We start from the raw sequence: 22,378 nt of genomic DNA, 5'->3' as shown, positions 1-22,378 counted from the left end.
TTGTAAATACTGCTAGTCAATTTTTGGTTTACGGAACCACGAGAAATCGCCCAATGAGAACCCTACCACAATTTTATTGTACTGTTCTTCCAAGCCGTTTGTTCCTAGCACACCTCTTTTACCATGTACAAAAGCTATGTTTAAATACGAAATAGTACGTAATGGTAAAGATGCTCCAACCGAAAAGTTGTAGTCTTTAGCAGCAGTATTACCCGTCAATGTATATGGGGATTCGGTATAACTAACACCTGCACGATATACTACATGATTAAAATAGCCAGAAATAGCTTCAAAATCAGGAATATATTCAGCACCCAAAGCTACGGTATAAGCATTTTTTAGGTTGTCGTTATCGCCTAGTACATTTTTGAAGTTTGTCCACTTGGTTGTTGAATAATCTAACGAAACCATTAATTGTCCTGGTTTTTCAAGACTTACCCCAAAGCGGTAAGTAGCAGGCAATGTAATACTTGCCCCTTTTACATTACTCAATGTATCGGCATTAATAGCTGTAAGCCCCGAAGCATCCAATGTACGGAATTGCTTTAAGGTATTAACATTGAGCGACTGTGCAAAATCTACAGTTCCACCAATATTCAAGAAATATTTTTTACTGATTTGAGGTCGCCAAGCACCACCCAATTTGAACAAAACACCCGAATAATTAGACCTATCGGCAAGTTTAATCTGATAACGTTGACCATCGCTCCAGTTTTGTGTTGTAATATCTCGGTTGATAACCCCAAAGGTAATAGCAGTTTCTAAACCCACATATACATTTTTCTTGATTCTGAAACCATTAGAAAATATAGCTTTGTTCAAGCCGCCACTTCCGTTATAAGTTTTGGTGGTACTGTCTGCCCCAACAAGGTCAAGTTTTTCTACCGTAAAAGTCTGATAGTCTACATTGGTAGCAGGACGCAAGCCCAACAACATTGTCCAGCGAGAACTCACTGGCAAAGCCAACGATATAGGCCCAAGCGTTCCTCGGTACGTATCAGAGCGTTTGGTAAAGTTTTGCATATTTTTTTTCTCGGTACTTACCCCCATCTCAAACATGGTGTATCTATTACGAGCCAATAATGCTGGGTTGAGCGTATTAACATAAAGTCCTGTTGCACTCGCTACACCCAAGCCACCCATCATACTGTTTATAGAAGTGGCTTCGGTTAGAGGCTCGCCTACACCCAAAAATGAATACGGAGAATTGGTTTGTTGTGCCTTCGACAAAGTACTGGTAAATACTAATCCTAATACGGTAAAAGTGATTACTTTTAGTTTAGCGGTTAAAGGTTTTCTTTCAAAAGCTAGGCTTTGAATTGACTGAATCGCTAATTTTCTTGGGTTTGACATTATGTTCTAAAATTCTGTTAAGACCTATCAACACTAACTCTGGAACTACAAAGTTCGGGTATTTTATGCGGTTTGCAAAAAATGTAGCGTCTCCACCACATAAAATGACGTTAATTTTTGTTAAAACATTCTTATACTGTTCAATAAGCCCATTTATTTCTGCAGCAAGTCCGTTGATTACGCCACTTTGCATAGCTGTTTTGGTACTTTTTCCTATAAGTGCAGGGGCTTCGTCTGGTTCTATTAACGGCAATCGTTGCGTAAAAGTATTCATTGCCTTAAAACGCATCCGCATTCCTGGCGAAATAATCCCTCCATGAAACTGACAATCGGCATCTACCAAATCATAAGTAATACATGTACCTAGGTCAATAACCAGACAGTTTTGGTTGGGGTACACAACAGTTGCCCCAATAGCCGCCGCCACCCTATCAGCTCCTAAGGTTTCGGGAGTATCATATAGCTTTACCAATGGCACAGGCGTAGTGTATTGCAACAAATATACCTCGTCGGTAATGTGGCGAAAGGTTTTTTGTAGAGTTTCCTCTGAATAACTTACCGACGAAACGATAATTCGCTCGGGCATGATTTTTTGGGTATATGCCAGCAATGCGTCATATTCCAGATTCCATTGTATGTCAATCAATTGGTTGTTTTCAAAAACCCCAACTTTGGCAAAGGTATTGCCCAAATCTATTACTAAATTCATTTCAAAGATAGCTTTACAGAACAAAGGTAAAGTATCCTTTTTGTTGTACCTTAGCTCGACGGCTTTTAATTTAATACGTTCTATTCACTTCCTGTTTATAACTCTTCCTATCTTTGCAGTAGTACACCCTCTTTCAATCTTTATTCTAGGAGGGTATTCAACTTGTTGACTTATGGAATTTTTATCATTTTCAATTTTAGAAAATACCGTCATTGATATTCTTTGGTGCGTCGGAATATTTATTTTTGGGGTTCTTATCAAACGCTATTTTTCTATTTTTCTTAGTAAAATTCTATACAGATTTTTACGTCACGACCGTGTTCCGATTTATACCTGTATTGAACTTTTGCGAAAACCCCTTGAATTATTCATTATCCTGATTGCTATTCTTATGGCTTCGCAGCATATCCAAATTCCACGAGTTTGGCATTTGGCACCCATTCATGAATTTGGCTTTAGGATGGTTATTTGGAAAAGTTTTCAAATTGTTCTTATTTTTTCGTTTTCATGGATTTTGATTAGAATCACCAAATTTTTGGCGATTGTATTTCAGGAAAAAGCTGCCCTAACAGAAAGTAAATTAGATGACCAGTTTGTCCCCTTCACCAAAGACCTCATCATTGTTGCTTTGGTACTGGTTACCTTTTTTTCAATGCTTGGCATCGTTTTTAAGATAGATGTTGTAGCCCTGATTACGGGTTTAGGAATAGGTGGTTTGGCAATAGCATTGGCTGCACGTGAAACTTTGGAAAATCTATTTGCCTCATTTACGATTTTCTTGGATTTACCTTTTTTGGTAGGCGATACCATTTTGCTCGATAAAGTAACTGGCGATGTCGAAAAAATCGGCTTTAGAAGTACCCGTATAAGAACTGGCGATGGTAGCCTTATTACTGTTCCTAATCGGCTTATTACAGCCCAAGCTTTGGAAAACCTCAGCGAACGCAATTTTAGACGTGCCCGCTATGTACTAAAACTCAAATTAGATACTCCCATCAGCAAAGTAAAAACGGCCGTCGATGCTATTCAACAATTGGTAGAATCGCATCCAAAAATTTATCAAGAAGATACTGGCAAAACTAGATTTGATAGTATCAACGACTGTTCATTAGATATTCTGATTACCTATCACGTAGCTAGCAGTAGTATTGTTACCTTGAACCAAACCAAAGAGGATATTAATTACCAGATTTTGCAGATGCTCGAAAATGAAGGTATTCAACTGGCTTACCCTACCTTCAATATCATACAATCCTAAAATAATGCTCAAAAGACTATTACACAGTAGCAATGTGCCTATTCTTGTGTAATAGTACTTTTACCTAAAAGTCTTCCTATCATGCTTTTAGCCTATATGTTCAGGCACAAAAGTCTATGGCATCTTTTTACCATCCTTAAAATCAACCAATCTACCTTTATAAATAACTGCTGATGTATAACTTGATTGAGAAACGCTATAAGTTCTCAATATTTGGTTCATGAACAAACGCAAAATAAATATCGAGCTGTTGTTTTGGATAGGGGGTTTGTGTTGGCTAGCTTTTAGCAAACCCGAAACATCGCACTTTACTTTATGCCCTTTGTCTCTGCTCGGATTTGAACACTGCCCTGGATGTGGATTGGGTCATGCTATCTCTTATCTGTTTCGAGGACAATGGTTTTTGTCTTGGCAAAGTCACCCTTTGGGGTTATTTGCATTAGTGGTGATTATTGCTCGGATTTTTTCCTTGATAAAATATACATTTTGCTCAAACGTTTGCTCAAAATCTTACCAATCATTTATTCCATTTTTAAAATACCTAAAACGATGAACCAGAACCTCATGATGATTATAGCTAACCTTGAACCAGAGGAAGCTTTATTTATCCAAAACCTTATCAAAGAATTGGATGAAGAACAACAAAAGCAATTTTTGATGATGTATCAAAATAAGCGTCGAGAAACAATTCTTATTTTGATTACAACCATTATGGGATTTGTGGGATTTGCGGGTATTCAACGCTTTCTTACCGACCGTATTGGTATGGGTATTTTGTATTTCTTTACAGGTGGACTCTGTATGATTGGTACAATTGTGGATTTGGTCAACTACCGTAGCCTTGCTTTTGAATACAACCAAAAAGTGGCTTATGAAACACTTGGTATCATAAAAAATTGGAGAATCTAATTTCATATTTCCAAATACATCATAGAGCTTAGTGTGAGTAAGAATATAATTTAGAAGCATCTAAAAAAAAACTGGATAGATGCCCATAAAGAGCATACGTTTGTAAAAAAGAAATTGTAAATTTCATAGTAAAACATGGATAGAGTATATATCATCCTACTTTAGTTCATGTTATAGAGGAATTTAAAAGCAACTATGGAAAATTCAATGTCACGTCGCTCGGTTTTGCAAAAAACACTGGCGGCTACTACTGCAACCATGCTCACTACTTCGTTAACCAACCGTATAGAAGCTGCCGATAATCATATTGGTTCAGCCCTAAAAGGACGCATCAATCACTCGGCTTGTCGTTGGTGTTATCAGTCTATTCCTTTTGAAGATTTGTGTAAGTCGGCAAAAGAAATTGGCATGAAGTCTATCGAACTTACAGGGCCAGAAGAATGGCGTATTATGAAAAAATACGACCTTACGGCTGGTATGGGCTGGGGACAATGGCCTGAAGGAACTGGCCTAACTAGCTTTTTTAATGAGCCCAAAAACCATGATATTTTGGTGAATTACTACAATGACTATTTGATTCCTGAGGCTGCTAAAGCTGGTATCAAAAATATCATTTGTTTTTCAGGAAATCGTAATGGTATCAGCGAAACCCAAGGTTTGTTGAATTCTAAAAAAGCTATTCAGCGTATTATCAAAACTGCTGAGAAATACGATGTTACGCTTTCCATGGAACTACTCAACTCGAAAGTAAATCATAAAGATTATCAATGCGACCATACAGAGTGGGGTGTTGAGCTTTGCGAAATGGTAGGTTCTGAGAAATTCAAACTATTGTATGATATTTACCACATGCAAATTATGGAAGGTGATGTAATTGCGACTATCAAAAAGTACCACCAATATATTTCTCATTATCATACTGGGGGGGTTCCGGGCAGAAACGAAATTAACGATACTCAGGAACTAAATTATCCTGCTATTATGAAGGCTATTGTAGATACTGGTTATAAGGGCTTTGTAGGTCAGGAATTTATTCCTACTAGAACCGACAAAATTTCGTCTTTGCGTGAAGGTATCTTGATTTGCGATATATAACAAATTGATTTTGAGCAATCTATTTACAATAGATTGCTCATTTTTTTTACTCCCTATTGACAGTATCTACAGAAAAAGCAGGTAAACAAACACTCCAATATTCGCACTCTTCGGCAAAAGGATTACTATAACGTACACGACTCCCTTTTTTTACCAAAATACTTTGTCCTGCCGATACTTCTATTACTTGTCCGTCTACTTCAATAAGCTTTCGTCCTCGACTTACCAACGTCCACTCATCAAAATCTGGATTTTGGTGAGGCTCACTCCAATTAGCCGGAGCTATCATGTGAGCAATACTAATCCCCTCGTGGCCAGTAGCTACACGACCAAAATGTTCTTCTATGAGCTTTCCGTCGGTAGTGGGTACAACAAAAGGTGCAGTTTGATGATGATAATTCATATTGGTATTTAGTTAAAAATGTTACGATTGATATTCCAAAAACACTTGTTATTTTGCTAGAAGTAACCCTAAAAACAAAATCCCCTTTCGTCAACAGAAAGGGGATTCTATGTTTGATAACACTGCTGGTATTACAAGTTCTTTTTCTTCAACTCATTTACAGCAAAATCAGCAGCACGAGCTGTCAAAGCCATATAAGTCAACGAAGGGTTTACGCAAGAAGCCGAAGCCATAGCTGCACCATCGGTAACAAATACGTTTTTAACACCATGAACCTGATTGTGTTTATTCAATACCGAGGTTTTAGGGTCACGTCCCATACGAGCAGTACCCATTTCGTGGATACCTAAGCCAATATGAGTTGAGTTGCTATTGTATTGGCTGATATTTTTGAAACCTGCAGCTTCCAACATTTCAGCAGCATCGTGCATCATATCTTCACGCATTTTCAATTCATTTTGGCTAAATTCTGCCGAGAATTCCAAAATTGGTAAACCCCATTTATCTTTTTGTTCACCCAAAACGAAGCGGTTTTCAGGATTTGGAAGAATTTCGCCAAAACCACCAAAACCTACACTCCATGTACCAGGATGTGTCAAATCTTCTTTGAAGGTAGCTCCGAATCCATCCATACCAACACCACGCCCCCAACCTGCACGGCTAGCACCACCTTGATACCCAAATCCACGCAAATAATCACGCTTGTCTTTGCCCCAGTTACGGAAACGAGGAATATACAAACCATTTGGACGGCTACCGAAGAAATAATCATCGTTGAAGCCTTCTACGGTTGCACTAGCACCTACACCCAAATGGTGATCCATGATGTTACGGCCTAATTGGTCGCTATCATTACCCAAACCTGTAGGAAAACGGCTAGACTTTGAGTTCATCAAAATGGATGTTGAACCAATAGCACCAGCATTCACAAAGATAATTTTAGCATAGTATTCAGTAACAGCCAATGTATTTTGGTCTATTACTCTTACTCCTTTTGCTTTTTGTGTTTTGTCGTCGAATATAATTTCAGAAACAATAGCATTGTGAATCATTGTCAAACGCTTTGTACGAGCTGCTGCTGGTAGTGTAGCCGACAAAGAACTGAAATACCCACCGTAAGGACATCCACGCATACATTTGTTACGGTATTGACACGAACCACGACCTACCGCAGTATGCTGAGGGCCTGGTTTAGTTAAGTGAGCCACACGACCTACTGTAACAGGACGACCTAGTTTTTTATTTACTTCGTTTTTGAAATGTACTTCAGGGGCAGTCATAGCCATAGCTGGCAAGAAATGACTGTCTGGCAATACATCTAGGCCTTCTCTTTGACCCGAAATACCCGCAAATTTCTCTACATAAGTGTACCAAGGAGCCAAATCTTCATAACGAATTGGCCAGTCAACACCAACGCCTTCCTTTAAGTTAGCTTCAAAATCCTCTTTATTCCAGCGGTATGATTGACGACCCCACAACAAAGATTTTCCTCCTGTATGATAAGCACGAAGCCAATCAAAGCCTCCTTTTTTCTCGATATAAGGGTTTTGTTTGTCATTTTCAAACAAATAGCGGTGCTCTTCGTTGGCAGTATAACCAGTACGCATACCAGCCCAATACTCTTCAGCAGCCATATTGGTTGGGCGACCACGGTGAGCAAACTCCCAAGGTTCTTTCATTGCGGTTTCGTATCCTTCTACGTGTTTGATTTCACGGCCACGCTCCAAAACTGCTACTTTCAAGCCTTTCTCGGTTAGTTCTTTTGCAGCCCATCCACCCGAAATACCAGAACCAACTACGATAGCATCGAAGGTCTGGCTTTTTATTGCATCTATATTAAGATTCATTGTTATTTCTTTGAGTTAAATTTCATGATTTGATTCAGGAAAGAGGCTTAAATTATCATCAATTCAGATAAATTTTTAAGCTTATCATACCACAAACCATTGGATTAGTGAACGTATGATTTTTGACCTGGCTTAATTTTGATTGGCTCAAATTTGCCAGGAATTGGTTCATAAATGAATGAAGCTTTTATTCCTTCTTCAGAAGTATAGTACCCCAACAAGGTAAGCTCTTTCATTAAACGCCAGAAAGGAACGCCTTGTTTGGCATCCATACTTTCTTTATCAACGTTATCTCCAACTTTTACTTGTTTCACATTATACGATTTCATTAACTCTTTGGTATCAATTTCTACCTGCTTCAACGTAGCAACTTGCTCGTTTTTGCTTTGAGATAAGAAATTCTTTTTCTCCAAATCTGCAACTCCTACCAAAAAACTATTGTGTTCAGGTTGGTGATAGCAATCATTCAACATCATTTCAATAAACGCAGGAACACCAGCATCTTTGGCACCAGGGGTCGTAGTTTTTGGGATAATATGTTCCGCTACTTCAGCTACAATTTTACGCTGAGCCTCGTTTAGGCTAAACGATTCAACTGCTAGAGAAGTGTTTTTAGCTTCACCTACTCTGCTCATTGCCAAAAGGGTCGGTGCTGTTAGCGTCCCTCCTATCAATAAGGCAACTTTTGAGAGTGCGTCTCTTCTGTTCATTTTAGATCGGGATTGTTATAGTATTAATAAATTAGTTTTTGTTTTCTCAATAAACCCTAAAGGAGAAATATACCCTATTTTGTACAAAGATATGTATTGTATCATTTCGACAAAATAAAGATATATTATTTTGTATTCAACGTCAAAGACAAAACTTTATTTGAAAAGTTTTATTTTTCTGGATGATAAAGTTAACCAATTATCATCAATATTTTGCAAGGACTTGCCATGTAAATCCTTCTTTTAATTTTGAACAATCTATTTATTCTTCTGTACATTTTGTTTTCTGCAATTGTTTATTTGGAAAAATCATTTGTATTGCTTAATTGTTTTATTCTACAAAAAGAAAACATGTGTCATCCTGAATTTTAGGTAATATTAGAAAGAGACCTCCTATTGGTGTTTGTTGGGCTTCATAGGGTTGTCAAGTAAACTTTGATGGGGCTTATCATTTGCTCGAATGATAAAAATTTAGGGGCTATTCATGAAAAAGGCGTTCGAAAAACTAATTTCGAACGCCTTTTTCATATCAAATGTCAGAATGACATATCTTTAGCCACAAAGCATTATATCCCTACTGGTGAAAACCATATTCAACAATAATCACTCATCGGCATTCACTAAATTTGGAAGGACTCATGCTTATGGCTAAATAAGTAGCACTTGAGTAGGCAAAACGAATTACCATTTTGGGGTATTCTATAGCCTATTGTAGTGCTTTATTACAGGCTTTGCTTCTTCAATTCTTTTACGGCATGGTCGGCAGCACGAGCTGTGAGTGCCATGTAAGTCAACGATGGATTTACACACGAAGCCGAAGCCATACATGAGCCATCTGTTACAAATACGTTTTTACAAGCATGTACTTGATTGAAGGCATTCAATACAGATGTTTTAGGGTCGCGTCCCATACGGGCAGTACCAAGCTCATGAATAGCCATACCCAAGTATGAGCCTCTGTCATAAGTTGTTACGTTTTTCACGCCCGAAGCTTCCAACATTTCTTTGGCATCGTTCATCATATCTACCCTCATTTTCTTCTCATTTTCTTTGAGTTCAGCATCAAATACCACGATAGGAAGCCCCCATTTATCTTTGGCTGTTTTGTCCAAAAACATTCTGTTTTCGTAATAAGGGAGTGTTTCGCCAAAACCACTGAAACCGATTGTCCAAGGCCCTGGAGTTGTTGCTTTTTCTTTGAACTCTTCGCCAAAACTCAACTCTGCTACATTGCGTTGCCATCCGCCTCGGCCTCCGCCACCTTGGTAGCCAAATCCACGCAAATAATCACGTTTATCGTTGCCAAAGTTTCGGTAACGAGGTATATAAATACCATTGGCACGACGGCCAAAATAGTATTTGTCTTCGTCGCCTTCCCATACACCCGACGCACCAATACGGAAGTGATGATCCATGAGATTATGGCCTAATTGTTCTGAATCATTACCAAAACCATTCGGGAAACGGTTGGAGGTTGAGTTTAGCAATAAAGCCGTTGAAGCAATTGTTGAAGCACACAAAAATACTACCTTGGCATAATATTCGGTAGTTTGCATGGTTACGGCATCTACAACTCTTACACCTGTTGCTTTCTTTTTATTTTCATCATACAGTACCTCGCTTACAATTGAGTCTGGACGAAGGGTTAGTCTACCAGTTTTCATACAGGCAGGTAATGTAGACGACTGTGTACTAAAATAAGCTCCGTAAGGGCAGCCCAGCGAGCATTTGTTGCGATATTGGCAGCCCGTACGCCCAACGCCAAGCTGTGCTTGTGCTGCTTTTGATAAATTGGCAACACGTCCAATGGTCATTGTACGCCCCGGAAAGTTTTTTTCCAAACGTTTTCTTACCTCTTTTTCAACACAATACATATCCATTGGAGGCAAAAAATCGCTATCGGGCAACTGAGGTAAACCTAGTTTTTCGCCCGAAATCCCTACAAATTTTTCTACATACGAATACCAAGGAGCAATATCTTTGTAGCGAATCGGCCAATCTGAACCATGACCATCTTTGAGGTTGGCCTCAAAATCCAAATCACTCCAGCGATATGATTGACGACCCCACATAATAGACTTCCCTCCTACGATATTAGGTCGATACCAGTCAAAACGTTTTTCCTCTTTGTACATCGAATCTGAATCATTGAACCAATATTTTTCGGTCATTTCGTTGTACGGATAATCACGAGCTAATTTAGGGTGAGTTTCTTTTTGTTCAATCGTAAGGCGGCCATTGTATTTAGACTCCCAAGGGTCTTTCATGGCATTTTCATAGCCTGTAACGTGCTCAAGGTTTTTGCCTTTTTCAAGCATCAAAACCCTCAAACCTTTCTCGGTAAGTTCTTTGGCAGCCCATCCTCCTGTAATTCCGGAGCCAACAACGATTGCATCGTAGGTATTACCTTTGATGGCATCTATATTAAGATATGACATTTTTTTCAGTTGAATAGTAAGTGGGAATAAAACATAACTATAACCTAACAGGCAGGGGTTTTATAAGGCCCAAGCTTTTTGTCCAGGCTTCAATGGCACACAACCCTCAAATTTGCCAGGAACAGGCAAATAAGCCAAGGCTTTGGTTGCTCCTATTTCGGAAGTAAAATAGCCAGTTACCGTAAGTTCTTTCATTCTCAAGAAAAACTCTTTGTTTTCGGTAGTAGCTAGCTTTACCATTTCGTTTTTTTGTTTGGTATCCAAGCTAACAAAGCTTTTCCCAAATTTGGCATTGCTATCGCTGTCGAGCTTGGCCAATCCTGCATAAAATTTATCTTGGTCTTCTTTCTTATAACAATCGCTCATTACTCGCACCACAAATTTTTCGACACCAGCCGCCTTTGCTCCGGGGGTATCAGTAGTCGGAATAATGATGTCTGCTACTTCTGCCAAGAATGCCTCTTGTTGTACAGTAACTTTTACACTAGCACCAGTATTGATTTTTTCGCCCATTACACCGGCCATTACTGGAGCGGAAATAACTCCACCCATCAAAATGGCAACACGTTGGAGTGCATCTCTACGATTCATAATTTTGCTATTTTTTTGTTATTGTGAAATAATACTTTGGTCACTTTTATGACCATACCATGAACTGTTCTGATTGTTGGGTAGGCTATATTTATTGAATAATAGCCTTTGAAATATCCAATAAAAAGACAATATTATATTTGAAAAGTTTAATATATTAAGGTCATAAATATACAGGTATTTTTATACTTTAATGTACTCTTCTACAAAGAGAAAGAGCTCTTTTTGAGGTTTTTACTATCAAATTCACTAAAAATACGACATACTACCAAAATTCTTAGCCCAAATACACTCGTTGTTGTAATTTTAATGAAGATATAAATACAATGAATAGAGATGTCGGAACCGAAAACAAAGTATCGTCAAAACAGCCCTAAGTCGTTGAAGATTATATAGCAACCACCAACACCAAATCTTAGAATCACTTTTTACCTATCAATACCAATGCCTTCGTATATTGCATATCTACTTACAAACAGGTTGGGTTATTTCACGCATTTATTCAATTCACATGAAACATTTTAAACCTTATATCGCTCTATTATTATTACTGAGTATGCCTATTCTAGCCCAAAAAAAGGGCAAACAGGCCGAAGATCCCACAGCTAATATCCAGAATTTTGTGTATCAGATGATGACCGAATGGAAAGTACCTGGCTGTGCCATAAGTATTGTCAAAGATGGTAAAAGCTATTTTAATGGAGGTTTTGGCCTTAAAAACCAACAAACAAAACAGGCTGTTACCGCCCAAACACTATTTCCGATTGCTTCGTGTAGCAAGTCGTTTACAGCAGCAGCCCTAGCCATTTTGGTCGACGAAGGCAAAATAGAATGGAACAAACCCGTAAAAAACTATTTGCCCGACTTTCAGCTAAGTAATATCGAAGCCGAACATCTTATCACTGTTCGCGATTTACTGTCGCACCGTACAGGTTTGCCTCGCCACGATTTTGTTTGGCTTTTTAGTAATCTCAACCGTCAGGCAATTTATGAGCGACTGAAGTATTTACAGCTGTCCAAGCAGCCCTATGACCAATATCAGTACAATAATCTTATGTATATGGTAGCAGGTATTTTGGTAGAAAAGGTTGCTGGAAAAAGCTGGGAAGCCTTTGTAAAAGAGCGTATTTTAACTCCGCTCAATATGAACAGTACTGTTTTGACTTATCCCGAACTATTTAAAAGCACCGACTACGCTCTGTCTTACAAAGAAGATAAGGGCAATTGGGTAGAGGTAGGCTTTGCCAGTAATGTCGATGCCATTGGCCCAGCAGGAGCTATAAAATCCAATACAATTGATATGACTAATTGGCTGTTATTACAGTTACAAAAAGGTAAGTTTAATGACCAACCTATTATTTCGGAAAAGAACCTCAAAGAAAACCACACGCCTATTCAAGTAGTATGGCCTGCCGAAGCCAAATATCCCGAACTGGGTTTTGCTACTTATGGCATGGGCTGGAACCTCAATGTTTACCGTGGAGCTCAGCGTTCGCAGCACAATGGGTCGATTGAGGGCTACCGCTCGCAGATGACCGTATTTCCTAACAATGGGCTTGGGATTTTTATTACCACGAATACCAGCGATGCCGACTATTTCTTTGTGAATACGGTAACTAATTATATTGCAGACCAACTCCTTGAACTCAATAGCATAGATTGGAATCAGCGTTATAAGAAAGACCGAGAAGATGCCCGATTTGAAGAAGAAAAAAAGACCAAAGCTATGGCCGCCAATAGAAAAATAGGAGCAGCGATGTCGCATCATATCGATTTTTATACAGGTATTTTTGAACACCCCGCTTACGGAATATTACAAATTTATAAAACCGACCGAGGGCTTCGGGCTACCTATCATAATAGGTCGTTTGAGCTAACGCATTTTCATTACGATTACTTTATGGGCAATGAATTGTGGGAGAATGTACCACTCGAATTTGAGAGTAACCTCAAAGGTGAAATCTATCAGATAAAGGCATCCATTCCTAATGCAGGTGAGATTATTTTCAATAAAAAGTAAGGTAATTTCTTACCGAAAAACAGTAGCGAATTTTCGCTAAAACATAAATATGGTATTTTTTCATAAAAAATAATATTTTAATTCCTTATTTATAAACAGAATTATCTACTAAAAAAAGTAAAAAAACAGGATTATTCCACTAAAAACACCCTAATTTTCCCAAAATTATAATTGGCATAAGTATTTATTACTAAAATTTTATTTGGAAATTTCTTGCAATTAAAAAATTAACATCTGTATATTTGTAAAGTACTGAATAAAACATCAGCGAAAATTCGCTAAATAAAGTATGAATATTTCTAAATTGGTAAATATTGTCCTCGTTGTCATTCTACTCAGCTGTATAGTATGAGACGGGTTTCTATTATAGATTTTTCTAAAAGACCTTTCTCATTGTATCGAGAAAGGTCTTTTGTTATACAGAAATATACAACTTAAAATAAGACAAAAAATAAACAAAAAGTACAAAAACTAAATTACTCCCAATTCAATCATCAAAGCGAATCATTAGTTACGTCAAATAAAGCATCTTTTAAGTTATGGAACTGAACAAATTCTCAAAAACCCTTACTCAAGAAATTACCAACCCTGCTGCAAAAGCCATGTTGTATGGTATTGGCCTTACAACTGAAGACATGCAAAAAGCCCAAATTGGTATTGCCAGCACAGGCTACGAAGGAAACACCTGTAATATGCACCTCAATGGTCTGTCGGTACACGTTAAAAAAGGGATTCAAGAGAACGGAATGGTTGGGTTGATTTTCCATACAATCGGTGTTTCGGACGGTATGACAAATGGCAACAACGGGATGTCTTATTCATTGCCGTCTCGTGATTTAATTGCCGACTCTATCGAAAACGTTGTTGGAGCACAATGGTACGATGGCGTTATTGCAGTAGTTGGTTGCGATAAAAATATGCCTGGAGCCATGATGGCGATTGCTCGTCTTAACCGACCTGCTATGTTGGTTTATGGTGGTACAATTCGTACAGGAGAATACAAAGGACAAAAGTTAGATATTGTTTCGGCTTTTGAAGCATTGGGTAAAAAATTCGCAGGAAATATATCTGACGAAGATTATGAAGGTGTTATCAAAAACGCTATCCCTGGTGCTGGTGCTTGCGGTGGTATGTACACTGCCAATACAATGGCTTCTTCGATGGAAGCTATGGGCCTTACCTTACCCAACTCGGCATCGTATCCAGCTACGCACGAAGGCAAAAAAGCTGAGTGTTTGGCCATTGGTGCTGCCATGAAAAACTTGTTAGAGAAAAATATCTGCCCTCGTGACATTATGACTCGCAAGGCTTTTGAAAACGCCATGACAATCGTAATGGCTATGGGTGGCTCTACCAACGCCGTATTGCACTATTTGGCGATTGCTCGTGCTGCTGAGGTAGATTTTACCTTAAAGGATATCCAAGCGATTTCAGACCGTACGCCTCTTATTGCCGACCTTAAGCCTTCTGGTAAATACTACATGGAAGATATGCTAGCCATTGGCGGTGTACCTGCTTTGATGAAATATTTGTTGAAGGAAGGTTACTTACATGGCGACTGTTTGACAATCACAGGAAAAACTGTAGCCGAAAACTTGGCCGATGTTCCTGAATTGGACTTTGATGCTCAAAAAATCATTTTACCTTTATCAACTCCTATCAAACCTACTGGACACTTGCAGGTATTATATGGCAACTTAGCAACAGGTGGGGCTGTAGCCAAAATTACAGGAAAAGAAGGAGAGAAATTTGAGGGTATTGCCAAGGTTTGTGAACGCGAAGAAGAAGTTATCGAATATTTACAAAAGGGCGAAATTAAAGAAGGTCATGTTATTGTGATTAGAAATGAAGGCCCTAAGGGCGGCCCTGGAATGCCCGAAATGCTAAAACCAACCTCGGCTGTAATGGGTGCTGGCTTGGGCAACAAAGTAGCCATGATTACCGATGGCCGCTTCTCGGGTGGTACTCACGGTTTTGTGGTAGGCCACGTAACCCCAGAAGCTCAGGTAGGTGGCAATATCGGTTTGGTAAAAGATGGCGACCTTATCACTATTGATGCCGTTAATAATATCCTTCATGTACACGTTTCTGACGAAGAGTTGGCCGAACGTCGTAAAGAATGGAAACCTATCGAGTCTCCATTTAAGCAAGGGGTGTTACGCAAATATGTCAAAAACGTATCGTCGGCAAGCGAAGGCTGTGTGACGGATTTATAAAATAGCGGGGTATCCACCTCTATCTATCATTATTGAGGTGGGTACTTTCAACTAATAGCAAAACCACAAGAGTAATAATAACAGCAGTAATTATTGAGAAAACGATACATATATCCGTTTTCAAAAACTTTCAAAATTCAAAAATCGCATGGCAGCACAGACACAAACCATGACCGCAGAGCCAATTGCCAAAGAAACACAACAGTTTCTTTCGGGTGCTCAGGCCATAATGCAATCTTTAGTCGAGCAAGGTGTTGATACAATCTTCGGCTATCCTGGCGGAGCCATCATGCCTACGTATGATGCTCTTTATGATTATCAAGACAGCCTCAAGCACATTCTGGTACGTCACGAACAAGGTGCTGGTCATGCTGCTCAGGGGTATGCTCGTATGACCAACCGTGCGGGCGTTGCTATGGTAACATCTGGCCCTGGAGCTACCAACCTAATGACTCCTATTGCCGATGCTATGTTGGATTCGACACCAATGGTTTGTATCGTTGGGCAAGTAAAAGGCAACTTATTAGGTACTGATGCTTTCCAGGAATGTGATATAATCGGTATGTCGATGCCTGTTACTAAATGGAATTACCAAATTGTAGATGCCAACGAAATTCCAGAAATTTTAGCAAAAGCATTTTATATTGCAGAGTCGGGTCGTCCTGGCCCTGTTTTGATTGAGGTTACCAGAACGGCTCAAACCGATAAAATGACTAAGCCGTTTAATTATAGCAAAGAAATTGATATTATTAGCTATCGCCCTCGTGTTGTTCCTAAACAAGAGCATGTAGAAGCGGCAGCCAAGCTAATCAATGCTGCCAAAAAACCTTATATCTTGGCTGGTCATGGTGTATTATTGGCCAACGCTCAGGATGAGTTAAATCAATTTATCGAAAAAACAGGTATTCCTGTAGCTACTACCCTTTTGGGTATGTCGGCTGTAGATGCCGACCACCCTTTGTATGTAGGCTGGCCGGGTATGCACGGCAACTACGGAGCTAACGTTTTGACCAACGAATGTGATGTGTTAATTGCCATTGGTATGCGTTTTGACGACCGTATTACGGGCGATTTAACAACCTATGCCAAACAAGCTAAGGTTGTTCATATTGAAATTGACCCTGCCGAAATCAATAAAAACGTGATTGCCGATGCCCCTGTTGTTGGCGATGCCAAAGAGGCACTCAAGGCTTTGTTGCCATTGGTAAAAAACAATTCACACGAAGAATGGCGTGCTGAATTTGCCAAATACGATGCTGTAGAATACGAAAAAATCACAAAAAAAGATATTTTCCACGAAGGCGACCAAATCAAAATGGGCGAAGCCGTGGTAATGCTTTCTAATAAAACAAAAGGCGAAGCTGTAACAGTTACCGATGTTGGACAACACCAAATGATAGCCAATCGTTATTATCGCTTCAAAAAACCCTTCTCTAGTATTACTTCGGGGGGTGCGGGTACAATGGGCTTTGCTCTTCCTGCTGCCTTTGGAGCCAAAGTGGGGGCACCTAATCGTGAAGTTATTGCTATTATTGGTGATGGTGGCTTCCAAATGACTTTGCAAGAGTTAGGGACAATTGCTCAGAGTGGCTTACCTGTTAAAATCATTATCTTGAATAATAATTTCTTGGGAATGGTACGCCAATGGCAACAATTGTTTTTTGAAAAACGCTATTCGTTTGTAGAATTACAAAACCCTGATTTTATTACAATTGCCAAAGGCTTTGGTATTGCTGGACATACTGTTTCTGACCGCTCTCAGCTTTCAGAATCACTTGATACGCTTCTTAATTCTGATAAGCCTTATTTATTGGAAATTATCTGCGAAAAAGAAGAAAATGTGTTTCCTATGGTACCTGCAGGTGCTTGTGTAACCAATGTGATTTTGGAGTAATTTCTCTGGAAACCTTTTAAGTCATTAGCAAGATAAGGCCCTCTGTTCATATATACGGCTTTATCTTGCACTAAAACTTAGCATTTCCCCATAATTTAAGTTGAAGAAAAGGTAAAAATAAGTATGAGTGATGAGTTTATTTTTTGTTTATCAATAACTTAGCTCAAAAACTAATCTAATCGTACTCCATTACTTACATAAGAGCCTAGTATTACAAGCTCTAAGATTTGAAACTAAATAATTAATTATCAATTAATTACAAATCAAAAAAATCAAACTTATTTTGTATAAATACTCCATCTTACCTTTTTCTAATACTCTTTCAAGACAATGACAACATACACATTATCCATATTTACCTCCAATACAATCGGTTTGTTGAACCGTATAACCATTATTTTCACTCGTAGGCGACTCAATATCGAATCGCTTACTGTATGTGAAACCGAACGTCAAGGTGTATCTCGATTCACGATTGTTATTCGTCACGATTCGCGTGAGGCTGTAGAAAAATTAGTTCGTCAAATCAGAAAGGTGGTAGATGTTTTGGCCGTTTTTGGTTATCTCGACCACGAAATTGTTTTTAATGAAATCGCTCTTTTCAAAATCGCTACACCTCTTGGCGGTACACCACTCAATATTAAAGAAATTAATATCGACTGGAATGCCAAAGTAGTACACTGGGGCTTAGACTACGTAGTGATTGAAAAAAATGGTACAGAAGTAGAGATTGCAGAGTTTTATCAATATATCAAAAACTGGGAAATCCTTGAATACCTCAAATCTGGACGTGTTGCTGTAGGAAAAACAGAAAAAGGATTGGTAGAATACCTTCCTGAAGGTGATTGGCAAACAGTTTAGTTTACATTTTTCTTTTTTGCCAAAAAAAATCCCGAAGATTACTCTTCGGGATTTTTTTTACTGATATTGAATTACGCTACTGTAGAAATGGCTTTCATTGCAGTCATTGCCTGACGCAATACATCTCCTACTTGTTCGATTTGATGCGAACGCAACGCTTTATTTACAGTAATCAATGCTCTGTTATCTACTCCGTTATCTTTACCAGCATTGAAGTTTGTACCGATAATATCTGTTTCTACAGTACTCATAAAATCAGCCAATAACGGCTTACAAGCGTGGTCAAACAAATAACATCCGTATTCTGCTGTATCAGAAATTACAGAGTTCATTTCATATAATTTTCTACGAGCAATTGTATTAGCAATAAGTGGCGTTTCGTGTAAAGACTCATAATAAGCCGACTCAGCTTTGATACCAGCCTCAACCATGGTTTCAAATGCCAATTCAACACCAGCACGCACCATAGCTACCATTAACAAACCATTATCAAAAAACTCTTGTTCAGCAATTTTTACATCACCTGCTGGTGTTTTTTCAAAAGCTGTTTCGCCTGTTGCGGCTCTCCAAGTCAACAAGTTGATGTCATTGTTTGCCCAGTCAGCCATCATGGTAGAAGAGAACTCACCACTCATGATATCATCTTGGTGTTTTTGGAACAATGGTCGCATGATAGTTTTTAATTCTTCAGAAATTTCATACGCCTTGATTTTAGCAGGGTTTGAGAGTCTGTCGAACATAGCAGTAATACCACCTTGCTTCAAGGCTTCAGTAATTACTTCCCAACCGTATTGGATTAATTTTGAGGCATAACCAGCTTCAATACCTTTTTCAACCATTTTGTCGAAACAAAGGATAGAACCTGTTTGTAACAAACCACAAAGAATAGTTTGTTCGCCCATCAAGTCAGACTTAACCTCAGCTACAAAAGAAGATTTCAATACCCCTGCACGGTGTCCACCTGTACCAGCACAATATGCTTTTGCATAAGCCCATCCTTTTCCTTCTGGGTCGTTTTCTGGGTGAACAGCAATCAAAGTAGGTACACCAAAGCCACGCACGTATTCGGCACGCACCTCTGAACCTGGGCATTTTGGAGCTACCATGATTACAGTAATATCTTTACGGATTTGCATTCCTTCTTCAACGATATTGAAACCGTGCGAATATGAAAGTGTAGCACCTTGTTTCATCAAAGGCATTACAGCGTTTACTACCGAAGTATGTTGTTTGTCTGGCGTAAGGTTAATTACTAAATCAGCCGATGGAATCAATTGCTCGTAAGTACCTACAGTAAAGTTGTTTTCAGTAGCACTTTTCCACGATTGTCTTTTACCATCTATTGCTTCCTGACGCAAAGCATAAGAAACATCCAAACCTGAATCTCTCAAGTTCAAACCTTGGTTCAAACCTTGTGCTCCGCAACCTACTATTACGATTTTCTTACCTACTAATGCTTGTACGCCATCTGCAAATTCAGCACTATTCATAAATTCGCAAACACCTAATTGATTCAATTTCTCTCTAAGAGGAAGCGTGTTAAAATAATTCGCCATTGTATTTTTATTTTTTAAGATTTATTTCGCCTATCTAACGAAAGTGGTTTTCCACAATATAATTACAAAGTTCATCAATTTATTCAAAAAAAACTTGGTTATTTCACTGTTTATTTAGGTACTTTTTATGGCTAGAATAGTTAGTACTATTTTGCGTGTTTTTTTAAGTACATGATTTTAAAACTTTTATAAAAAAACAATCTTGTCTAATTTTACAATATGAAACAACAGCAAATCCCTGTTTATAGTATAGACAAATTCAATACCAAAGCAGACCACGCTATCCAATATCAGGTTGAATTATTTGACATTAACCGTAATTTCAAGGTGACATACCCGCACCGTCATGATGATTTTTACGAAATCTTATTCCTAACTCATGGCGAAGGTATTCATACCATTGATTTTCAGCATTATACTATTCAGCCCTATACTATTTTTTTCCTTTCGCCTGGACAAATTCATGAGCTCAACCTTTCGCAAGACGTTAAGGGGTTTATCTTGTTGTTTACATCGGCTTTTTATCATTTCAATAAAACCGACCCTCATAAGTTATTTGAACTTCCTTTTTTTTATAACCTTAGCCAAGAAACACCGCCTATCTATCTGGAAAGCACCGCCGAGATTCTGTCAATAACCAATCTGTTTCAGCAGGCTATTGCCGAACATAACCAATATTTGCCCGACCGAGACGAGGCTATCAGGGCATTGCTAGACCTGATACTTATTCAGTGTAAAAGAATGTATCCTCTTAGTGCTCAGGATGAAAGAACCGATAAGGGTAAAATCATGGTAAAACGCTTCAAACAACTGATTGAAGAGAAATGTAAAGAAAATCTTTCGGTAAAAGAATATGCTCATTTGCTAGCTGTAACGCCCAATCACCTAAGCGAAACGGTCAAGAATGTAACTGGGCGTACCTCTACCGACCTTATCAACGACCGTATGATTATGGAAATAAAACGTTTGTTAAAACATACCGACTTGGGTATTTCAGAGATAGCCTATCAGCTCAACTTTGCTGACCAATCGTATTTTTCCAAGTATTTCAAAAAACTAACACATTTGTCACCATTGTCGTACAGGCATCAAACCAACGAACATTTATAAACCGCCTTGACAAGCAATTTATGCCATCAAATGCCTGTCAGGAATAGGATAATTCTTTTACCTTTGCTGGCAGAAATCATTCGACTTCAATCTTCATTCTCAAAATAACTCTATAAAGCGTTTTCCACGAATATGCACAATTCACCTTCTATTTATCCTTCTTTGGAAAGTATCTACGATGCTGCCGAATGCCTCCGTGGCGTAGCAACCCACACCCCCTTGATGGAAAATCTTATCCTTTCGGAAAGATATGAGGCTAATATTTTTTTGAAAAGAGAAGATTTACAAATTGTAAGGTCTTACAAAATTCGTGGTGCTTACAACAAAATGTCGAAGCTGTCGGTAGAGGCCCTCGACAAAGGGGTTGTTTGTGCTAGTGCTGGTAACCATGCTCAGGGAATGGCCTATGCTTGCCACAAAATGAAAGTAAAAGGAACGGTATTTATGCCAACTACTACCCCCAATCAAAAGATAAAATCTGTTAAAATGTTTGGCCGTGAACATATCGAAATCATGCTTGTAGGCGACACCTACGACGATGCCTCTAATGCTGCCAAAAAATACTGCGAAGAACAGAATGCTACGTATGTACACCCTTTCGACGATATGGATGTGATTGCTGGGCAGGGTACTGTTGGCCTTGAAATTTTTAAAGATGCCGATATAAAAATTGATTATATCTTACTCGCTATTGGTGGTGGCGGTGTAGCAGCGGGTACTTCTACGGTATTCAAACAACTTTCGCCACATACCAAAATTATTGGTATCGAGCCAGAGGGAGCTCCGTCGATGAAAGAAAGTATTCGGGCTGGCCATGTTGTAGAACTCGACACCATCGACAAGTTTGTGGATGGTGCGGCAGTAAAGCGTGTTGGCGACAAAACTTTTGAAATTTGTAAAGAAACACTCGATGATATTATTCTTATTCCAGAAGGAAAAGTTTGTACAACCATTCTCGAACTTTATAACGAATCGGCTATTGTAGCCGAGCCTGCTGGTGCATTAACCATTGCAGCATTGGACTTTATGAAAGAAAAAATCAAAGGAAAAAATGTAGTATGCTTGGTATCGGGTGGCAATAACGATATTACCCGTACCGAAGAAATCAAAGAGCGTTCGTTGTTGTATGAAGGGCTAAAACACTATTTTATTATTCGTTTTCCTCAAAGGGCTGGTGCTTTGAGAAATTTCCTGAATAATGTTTTAGGAGAAGACGACGATATTACGCACTTTGAGTATCAGAAAAAAACCAACCGTGAGTCGGGGCCAGTATTGCTTGGTATCGAGCTGAAACGCAAAGAAGACTACGAATCGCTTATTACACGCATGGAAGACCACAAAATTCAGTTTCAGTTACTCAACGAAAAACCTGACTTATTTACCTTTTTGGTGTAATTTCAATTAAGAG

18 protein-coding genes are annotated in these 22,378 nt (G+C 38.7%); 10 read left to right on the top strand and 8 right to left on the bottom strand.

The window, feature by feature from the left end; genetic code table 11:
* Nucleotides 1-12 precede the first annotated feature (12 nt).
* A complete protein-coding gene (gene bamG / locus FLEMA_RS72930) occupies nt 13-1,353 on the bottom strand; it encodes a BamG family beta-barrel-assembly machinery protein (protein WP_044173142.1) in 1,341 nt (446 codons plus the stop codon).
* A complete protein-coding gene (locus FLEMA_RS72925; RefSeq protein WP_044173140.1) occupies nt 1,301-2,062 on the bottom strand; it encodes a type III pantothenate kinase in 762 nt (253 codons plus the stop codon). Before FLEMA_RS72925 ends, bamG begins: the two co-directional genes overlap by 53 nt.
* A gap of 172 nt (nt 2,063-2,234) precedes the next feature.
* Between FLEMA_RS72925 and FLEMA_RS76285 the strand changes: the two genes are divergently transcribed.
* From FLEMA_RS76285 to FLEMA_RS0146560, 4 genes are all read left to right on the top strand, one after another.
* On the top strand, nt 2,235-3,320 hold the full coding sequence (locus FLEMA_RS76285; protein ID WP_026996974.1) for a mechanosensitive ion channel family protein: 1,086 nt from the start codon (nt 2,235-2,237) through the stop codon (nt 3,318-3,320).
* A gap of 220 nt (nt 3,321-3,540) precedes the next feature.
* Complete coding sequence (locus FLEMA_RS76645; RefSeq protein WP_081681369.1) at nt 3,541-3,873, top strand: DUF2752 domain-containing protein; 333 nt, start codon at nt 3,541-3,543, stop codon at nt 3,871-3,873.
* Nucleotides 3,870-4,229: a TM2 domain-containing protein gene (locus FLEMA_RS0146575; RefSeq protein WP_026996973.1), complete on the top strand. Its 360-nt coding sequence runs from the start codon at nt 3,870-3,872 to the stop codon at nt 4,227-4,229. Before FLEMA_RS76645 ends, FLEMA_RS0146575 begins: the two co-directional genes overlap by 4 nt.
* Nucleotides 4,230-4,424: 195 nt before the next feature.
* Nucleotides 4,425-5,324 (top strand): hydroxypyruvate isomerase family protein, encoded by a 900-nt coding sequence (locus tag FLEMA_RS0146560; protein ID WP_026997952.1) that lies wholly within the window; start codon nt 4,425-4,427, stop codon nt 5,322-5,324.
* Nucleotides 5,325-5,370: 46 nt separating this feature from the next.
* Here the strand turns inward: FLEMA_RS0146560 and FLEMA_RS72915 are convergent, their stop codons facing one another.
* The 5 genes from FLEMA_RS72915 to FLEMA_RS72895 all read right to left on the bottom strand — a co-directional run bounded on the left by FLEMA_RS72915 (nt 5,371) and on the right by FLEMA_RS72895 (nt 11,313).
* Complete coding sequence (locus FLEMA_RS72915) at nt 5,371-5,727, bottom strand: cupin domain-containing protein (RefSeq protein WP_044173138.1); 357 nt, start codon at nt 5,725-5,727, stop codon at nt 5,371-5,373.
* Nucleotides 5,728-5,858: 131 nt separating this feature from the next.
* Entirely contained in the window at nt 5,859-7,574 is a 1,716-nt protein-coding gene (locus FLEMA_RS72910) for an FAD-dependent oxidoreductase (RefSeq protein ID WP_044173136.1), read from the bottom strand.
* Between the two features lie 104 nt (nt 7,575-7,678).
* The gene (locus FLEMA_RS72905) at nt 7,679-8,284 is read right to left on the bottom strand and encodes a gluconate 2-dehydrogenase subunit 3 family protein (protein ID WP_044173134.1); all 606 of its coding nucleotides are present in this window, start codon (nt 8,282-8,284) and stop codon (nt 7,679-7,681) included.
* A 722-nt stretch (nt 8,285-9,006) separates the two neighbouring features.
* Nucleotides 9,007-10,722 carry a GMC oxidoreductase gene (locus FLEMA_RS72900; RefSeq protein ID WP_044173132.1) on the bottom strand — a complete coding sequence of 572 codons (1,716 nt, stop codon included), beginning with the start codon at nt 10,720-10,722 and terminating at the stop codon, nt 9,007-9,009.
* Between the two features lie 60 nt (nt 10,723-10,782).
* Nucleotides 10,783-11,313, bottom strand: coding sequence for a gluconate 2-dehydrogenase subunit 3 family protein (locus tag FLEMA_RS72895; protein ID WP_044173130.1), 531 nt, complete (start codon nt 11,311-11,313; stop codon nt 10,783-10,785).
* 511 nt (nt 11,314-11,824) lie between these two features.
* Here FLEMA_RS72895 and FLEMA_RS0146390 point away from each other — a divergent pair.
* The 4 genes from FLEMA_RS0146390 (at nt 11,825) to ilvN (ending at nt 18,304) form a co-directional block, all read left to right on the top strand.
* Nucleotides 11,825-13,333, top strand: a complete 1,509-nt coding sequence (locus FLEMA_RS0146390) for a serine hydrolase (protein ID WP_081681368.1) — start codon at nt 11,825-11,827, stop codon at nt 13,331-13,333.
* A 539-nt stretch (nt 13,334-13,872) separates the two neighbouring features.
* Nucleotides 13,873-15,549 (top strand): dihydroxy-acid dehydratase, encoded by a 1,677-nt coding sequence (ilvD, locus tag FLEMA_RS0146380; protein ID WP_026996963.1) that lies wholly within the window; start codon nt 13,873-13,875, stop codon nt 15,547-15,549.
* A 148-nt stretch (nt 15,550-15,697) separates the two neighbouring features.
* Nucleotides 15,698-17,443, top strand: coding sequence for a biosynthetic-type acetolactate synthase large subunit (gene ilvB, locus FLEMA_RS0146370; protein WP_026997951.1), 1,746 nt, complete (start codon nt 15,698-15,700; stop codon nt 17,441-17,443).
* Nucleotides 17,444-17,773: 330 nt separating this feature from the next.
* Nucleotides 17,774-18,304, top strand: coding sequence for an acetolactate synthase small subunit (gene ilvN / locus FLEMA_RS72890; RefSeq protein ID WP_044173126.1), 531 nt, complete (start codon nt 17,774-17,776; stop codon nt 18,302-18,304).
* Between the two features lie 71 nt (nt 18,305-18,375).
* On the opposite strand, the gene ilvC is transcribed toward ilvN, so the two are convergent.
* Nucleotides 18,376-19,860, bottom strand: a complete 1,485-nt coding sequence (gene ilvC, locus FLEMA_RS72885) for a ketol-acid reductoisomerase (protein WP_044173124.1) — start codon at nt 19,858-19,860, stop codon at nt 18,376-18,378.
* A 219-nt stretch (nt 19,861-20,079) separates the two neighbouring features.
* Between ilvC and FLEMA_RS0146305 the strand changes: the two genes are divergently transcribed.
* Both FLEMA_RS0146305 and ilvA read left to right on the top strand, forming a co-directional pair.
* A complete protein-coding gene (locus tag FLEMA_RS0146305; RefSeq protein ID WP_026997950.1) occupies nt 20,080-20,970 on the top strand; it encodes a helix-turn-helix domain-containing protein in 891 nt (296 codons plus the stop codon).
* A gap of 132 nt (nt 20,971-21,102) precedes the next feature.
* Nucleotides 21,103-22,365 (top strand): threonine ammonia-lyase, encoded by a 1,263-nt coding sequence (gene ilvA / locus FLEMA_RS0146295; protein WP_026996960.1) that lies wholly within the window; start codon nt 21,103-21,105, stop codon nt 22,363-22,365.
* Nucleotides 22,366-22,378: the final 13 nt, after the last annotated feature.

This window comes from Flectobacillus major DSM 103, assembly GCF_000427405.1.
Taxonomy (GTDB): Bacteria; Bacteroidota; Bacteroidia; order Cytophagales; family Spirosomataceae; genus Flectobacillus; species Flectobacillus major.
Note: the sequence above shows the minus strand (reverse complement) of the source record. Positions and strands in the feature narration are given on the sequence as shown.

Excerpts from the sequence above, each read along its gene's own strand:
- bamG (WP_044173142.1), bottom strand. The coding sequence starts at position 1,353 with ATGTCAAACCCAAGAAAATTAGCGATTCAGTCAATTCAAAGCCTAGCT.
- FLEMA_RS72925 (WP_044173140.1), bottom strand. The coding sequence starts at position 2,062 with ATGAATTTAGTAATAGATTTGGGCAATACCTTTGCCAAAGTTGGGGTT.
- FLEMA_RS76285 (WP_026996974.1), top strand. The coding sequence starts at position 2,235 with ATGGAATTTTTATCATTTTCAATTTTAGAAAATACCGTCATTGATATT.
- FLEMA_RS76645 (WP_081681369.1), top strand. The coding sequence starts at position 3,541 with ATGAACAAACGCAAAATAAATATCGAGCTGTTGTTTTGGATAGGGGGT.
- FLEMA_RS0146575 (WP_026996973.1), top strand. The coding sequence starts at position 3,870 with ATGAACCAGAACCTCATGATGATTATAGCTAACCTTGAACCAGAGGAA.
- FLEMA_RS0146560 (WP_026997952.1), top strand. The coding sequence starts at position 4,425 with ATGGAAAATTCAATGTCACGTCGCTCGGTTTTGCAAAAAACACTGGCG.
- FLEMA_RS72915 (WP_044173138.1), bottom strand. The coding sequence starts at position 5,727 with ATGAATTATCATCATCAAACTGCACCTTTTGTTGTACCCACTACCGAC.
- FLEMA_RS72910 (WP_044173136.1), bottom strand. The coding sequence starts at position 7,574 with ATGAATCTTAATATAGATGCAATAAAAAGCCAGACCTTCGATGCTATC.
- FLEMA_RS72905 (WP_044173134.1), bottom strand. The coding sequence starts at position 8,284 with ATGAACAGAAGAGACGCACTCTCAAAAGTTGCCTTATTGATAGGAGGG.
- FLEMA_RS72900 (WP_044173132.1), bottom strand. The coding sequence starts at position 10,722 with ATGTCATATCTTAATATAGATGCCATCAAAGGTAATACCTACGATGCA.
- FLEMA_RS72895 (WP_044173130.1), bottom strand. The coding sequence starts at position 11,313 with ATGAATCGTAGAGATGCACTCCAACGTGTTGCCATTTTGATGGGTGGA.
- FLEMA_RS0146390 (WP_081681368.1), top strand. The coding sequence starts at position 11,825 with ATGAAACATTTTAAACCTTATATCGCTCTATTATTATTACTGAGTATG.
- ilvD (WP_026996963.1), top strand. The coding sequence starts at position 13,873 with ATGGAACTGAACAAATTCTCAAAAACCCTTACTCAAGAAATTACCAAC.
- ilvB (WP_026997951.1), top strand. The coding sequence starts at position 15,698 with ATGGCAGCACAGACACAAACCATGACCGCAGAGCCAATTGCCAAAGAA.
- ilvN (WP_044173126.1), top strand. The coding sequence starts at position 17,774 with ATGACAACATACACATTATCCATATTTACCTCCAATACAATCGGTTTG.
- ilvC (WP_044173124.1), bottom strand. The coding sequence starts at position 19,860 with ATGGCGAATTATTTTAACACGCTTCCTCTTAGAGAGAAATTGAATCAA.
- FLEMA_RS0146305 (WP_026997950.1), top strand. The coding sequence starts at position 20,080 with ATGAAACAACAGCAAATCCCTGTTTATAGTATAGACAAATTCAATACC.
- ilvA (WP_026996960.1), top strand. The coding sequence starts at position 21,103 with ATGCACAATTCACCTTCTATTTATCCTTCTTTGGAAAGTATCTACGAT.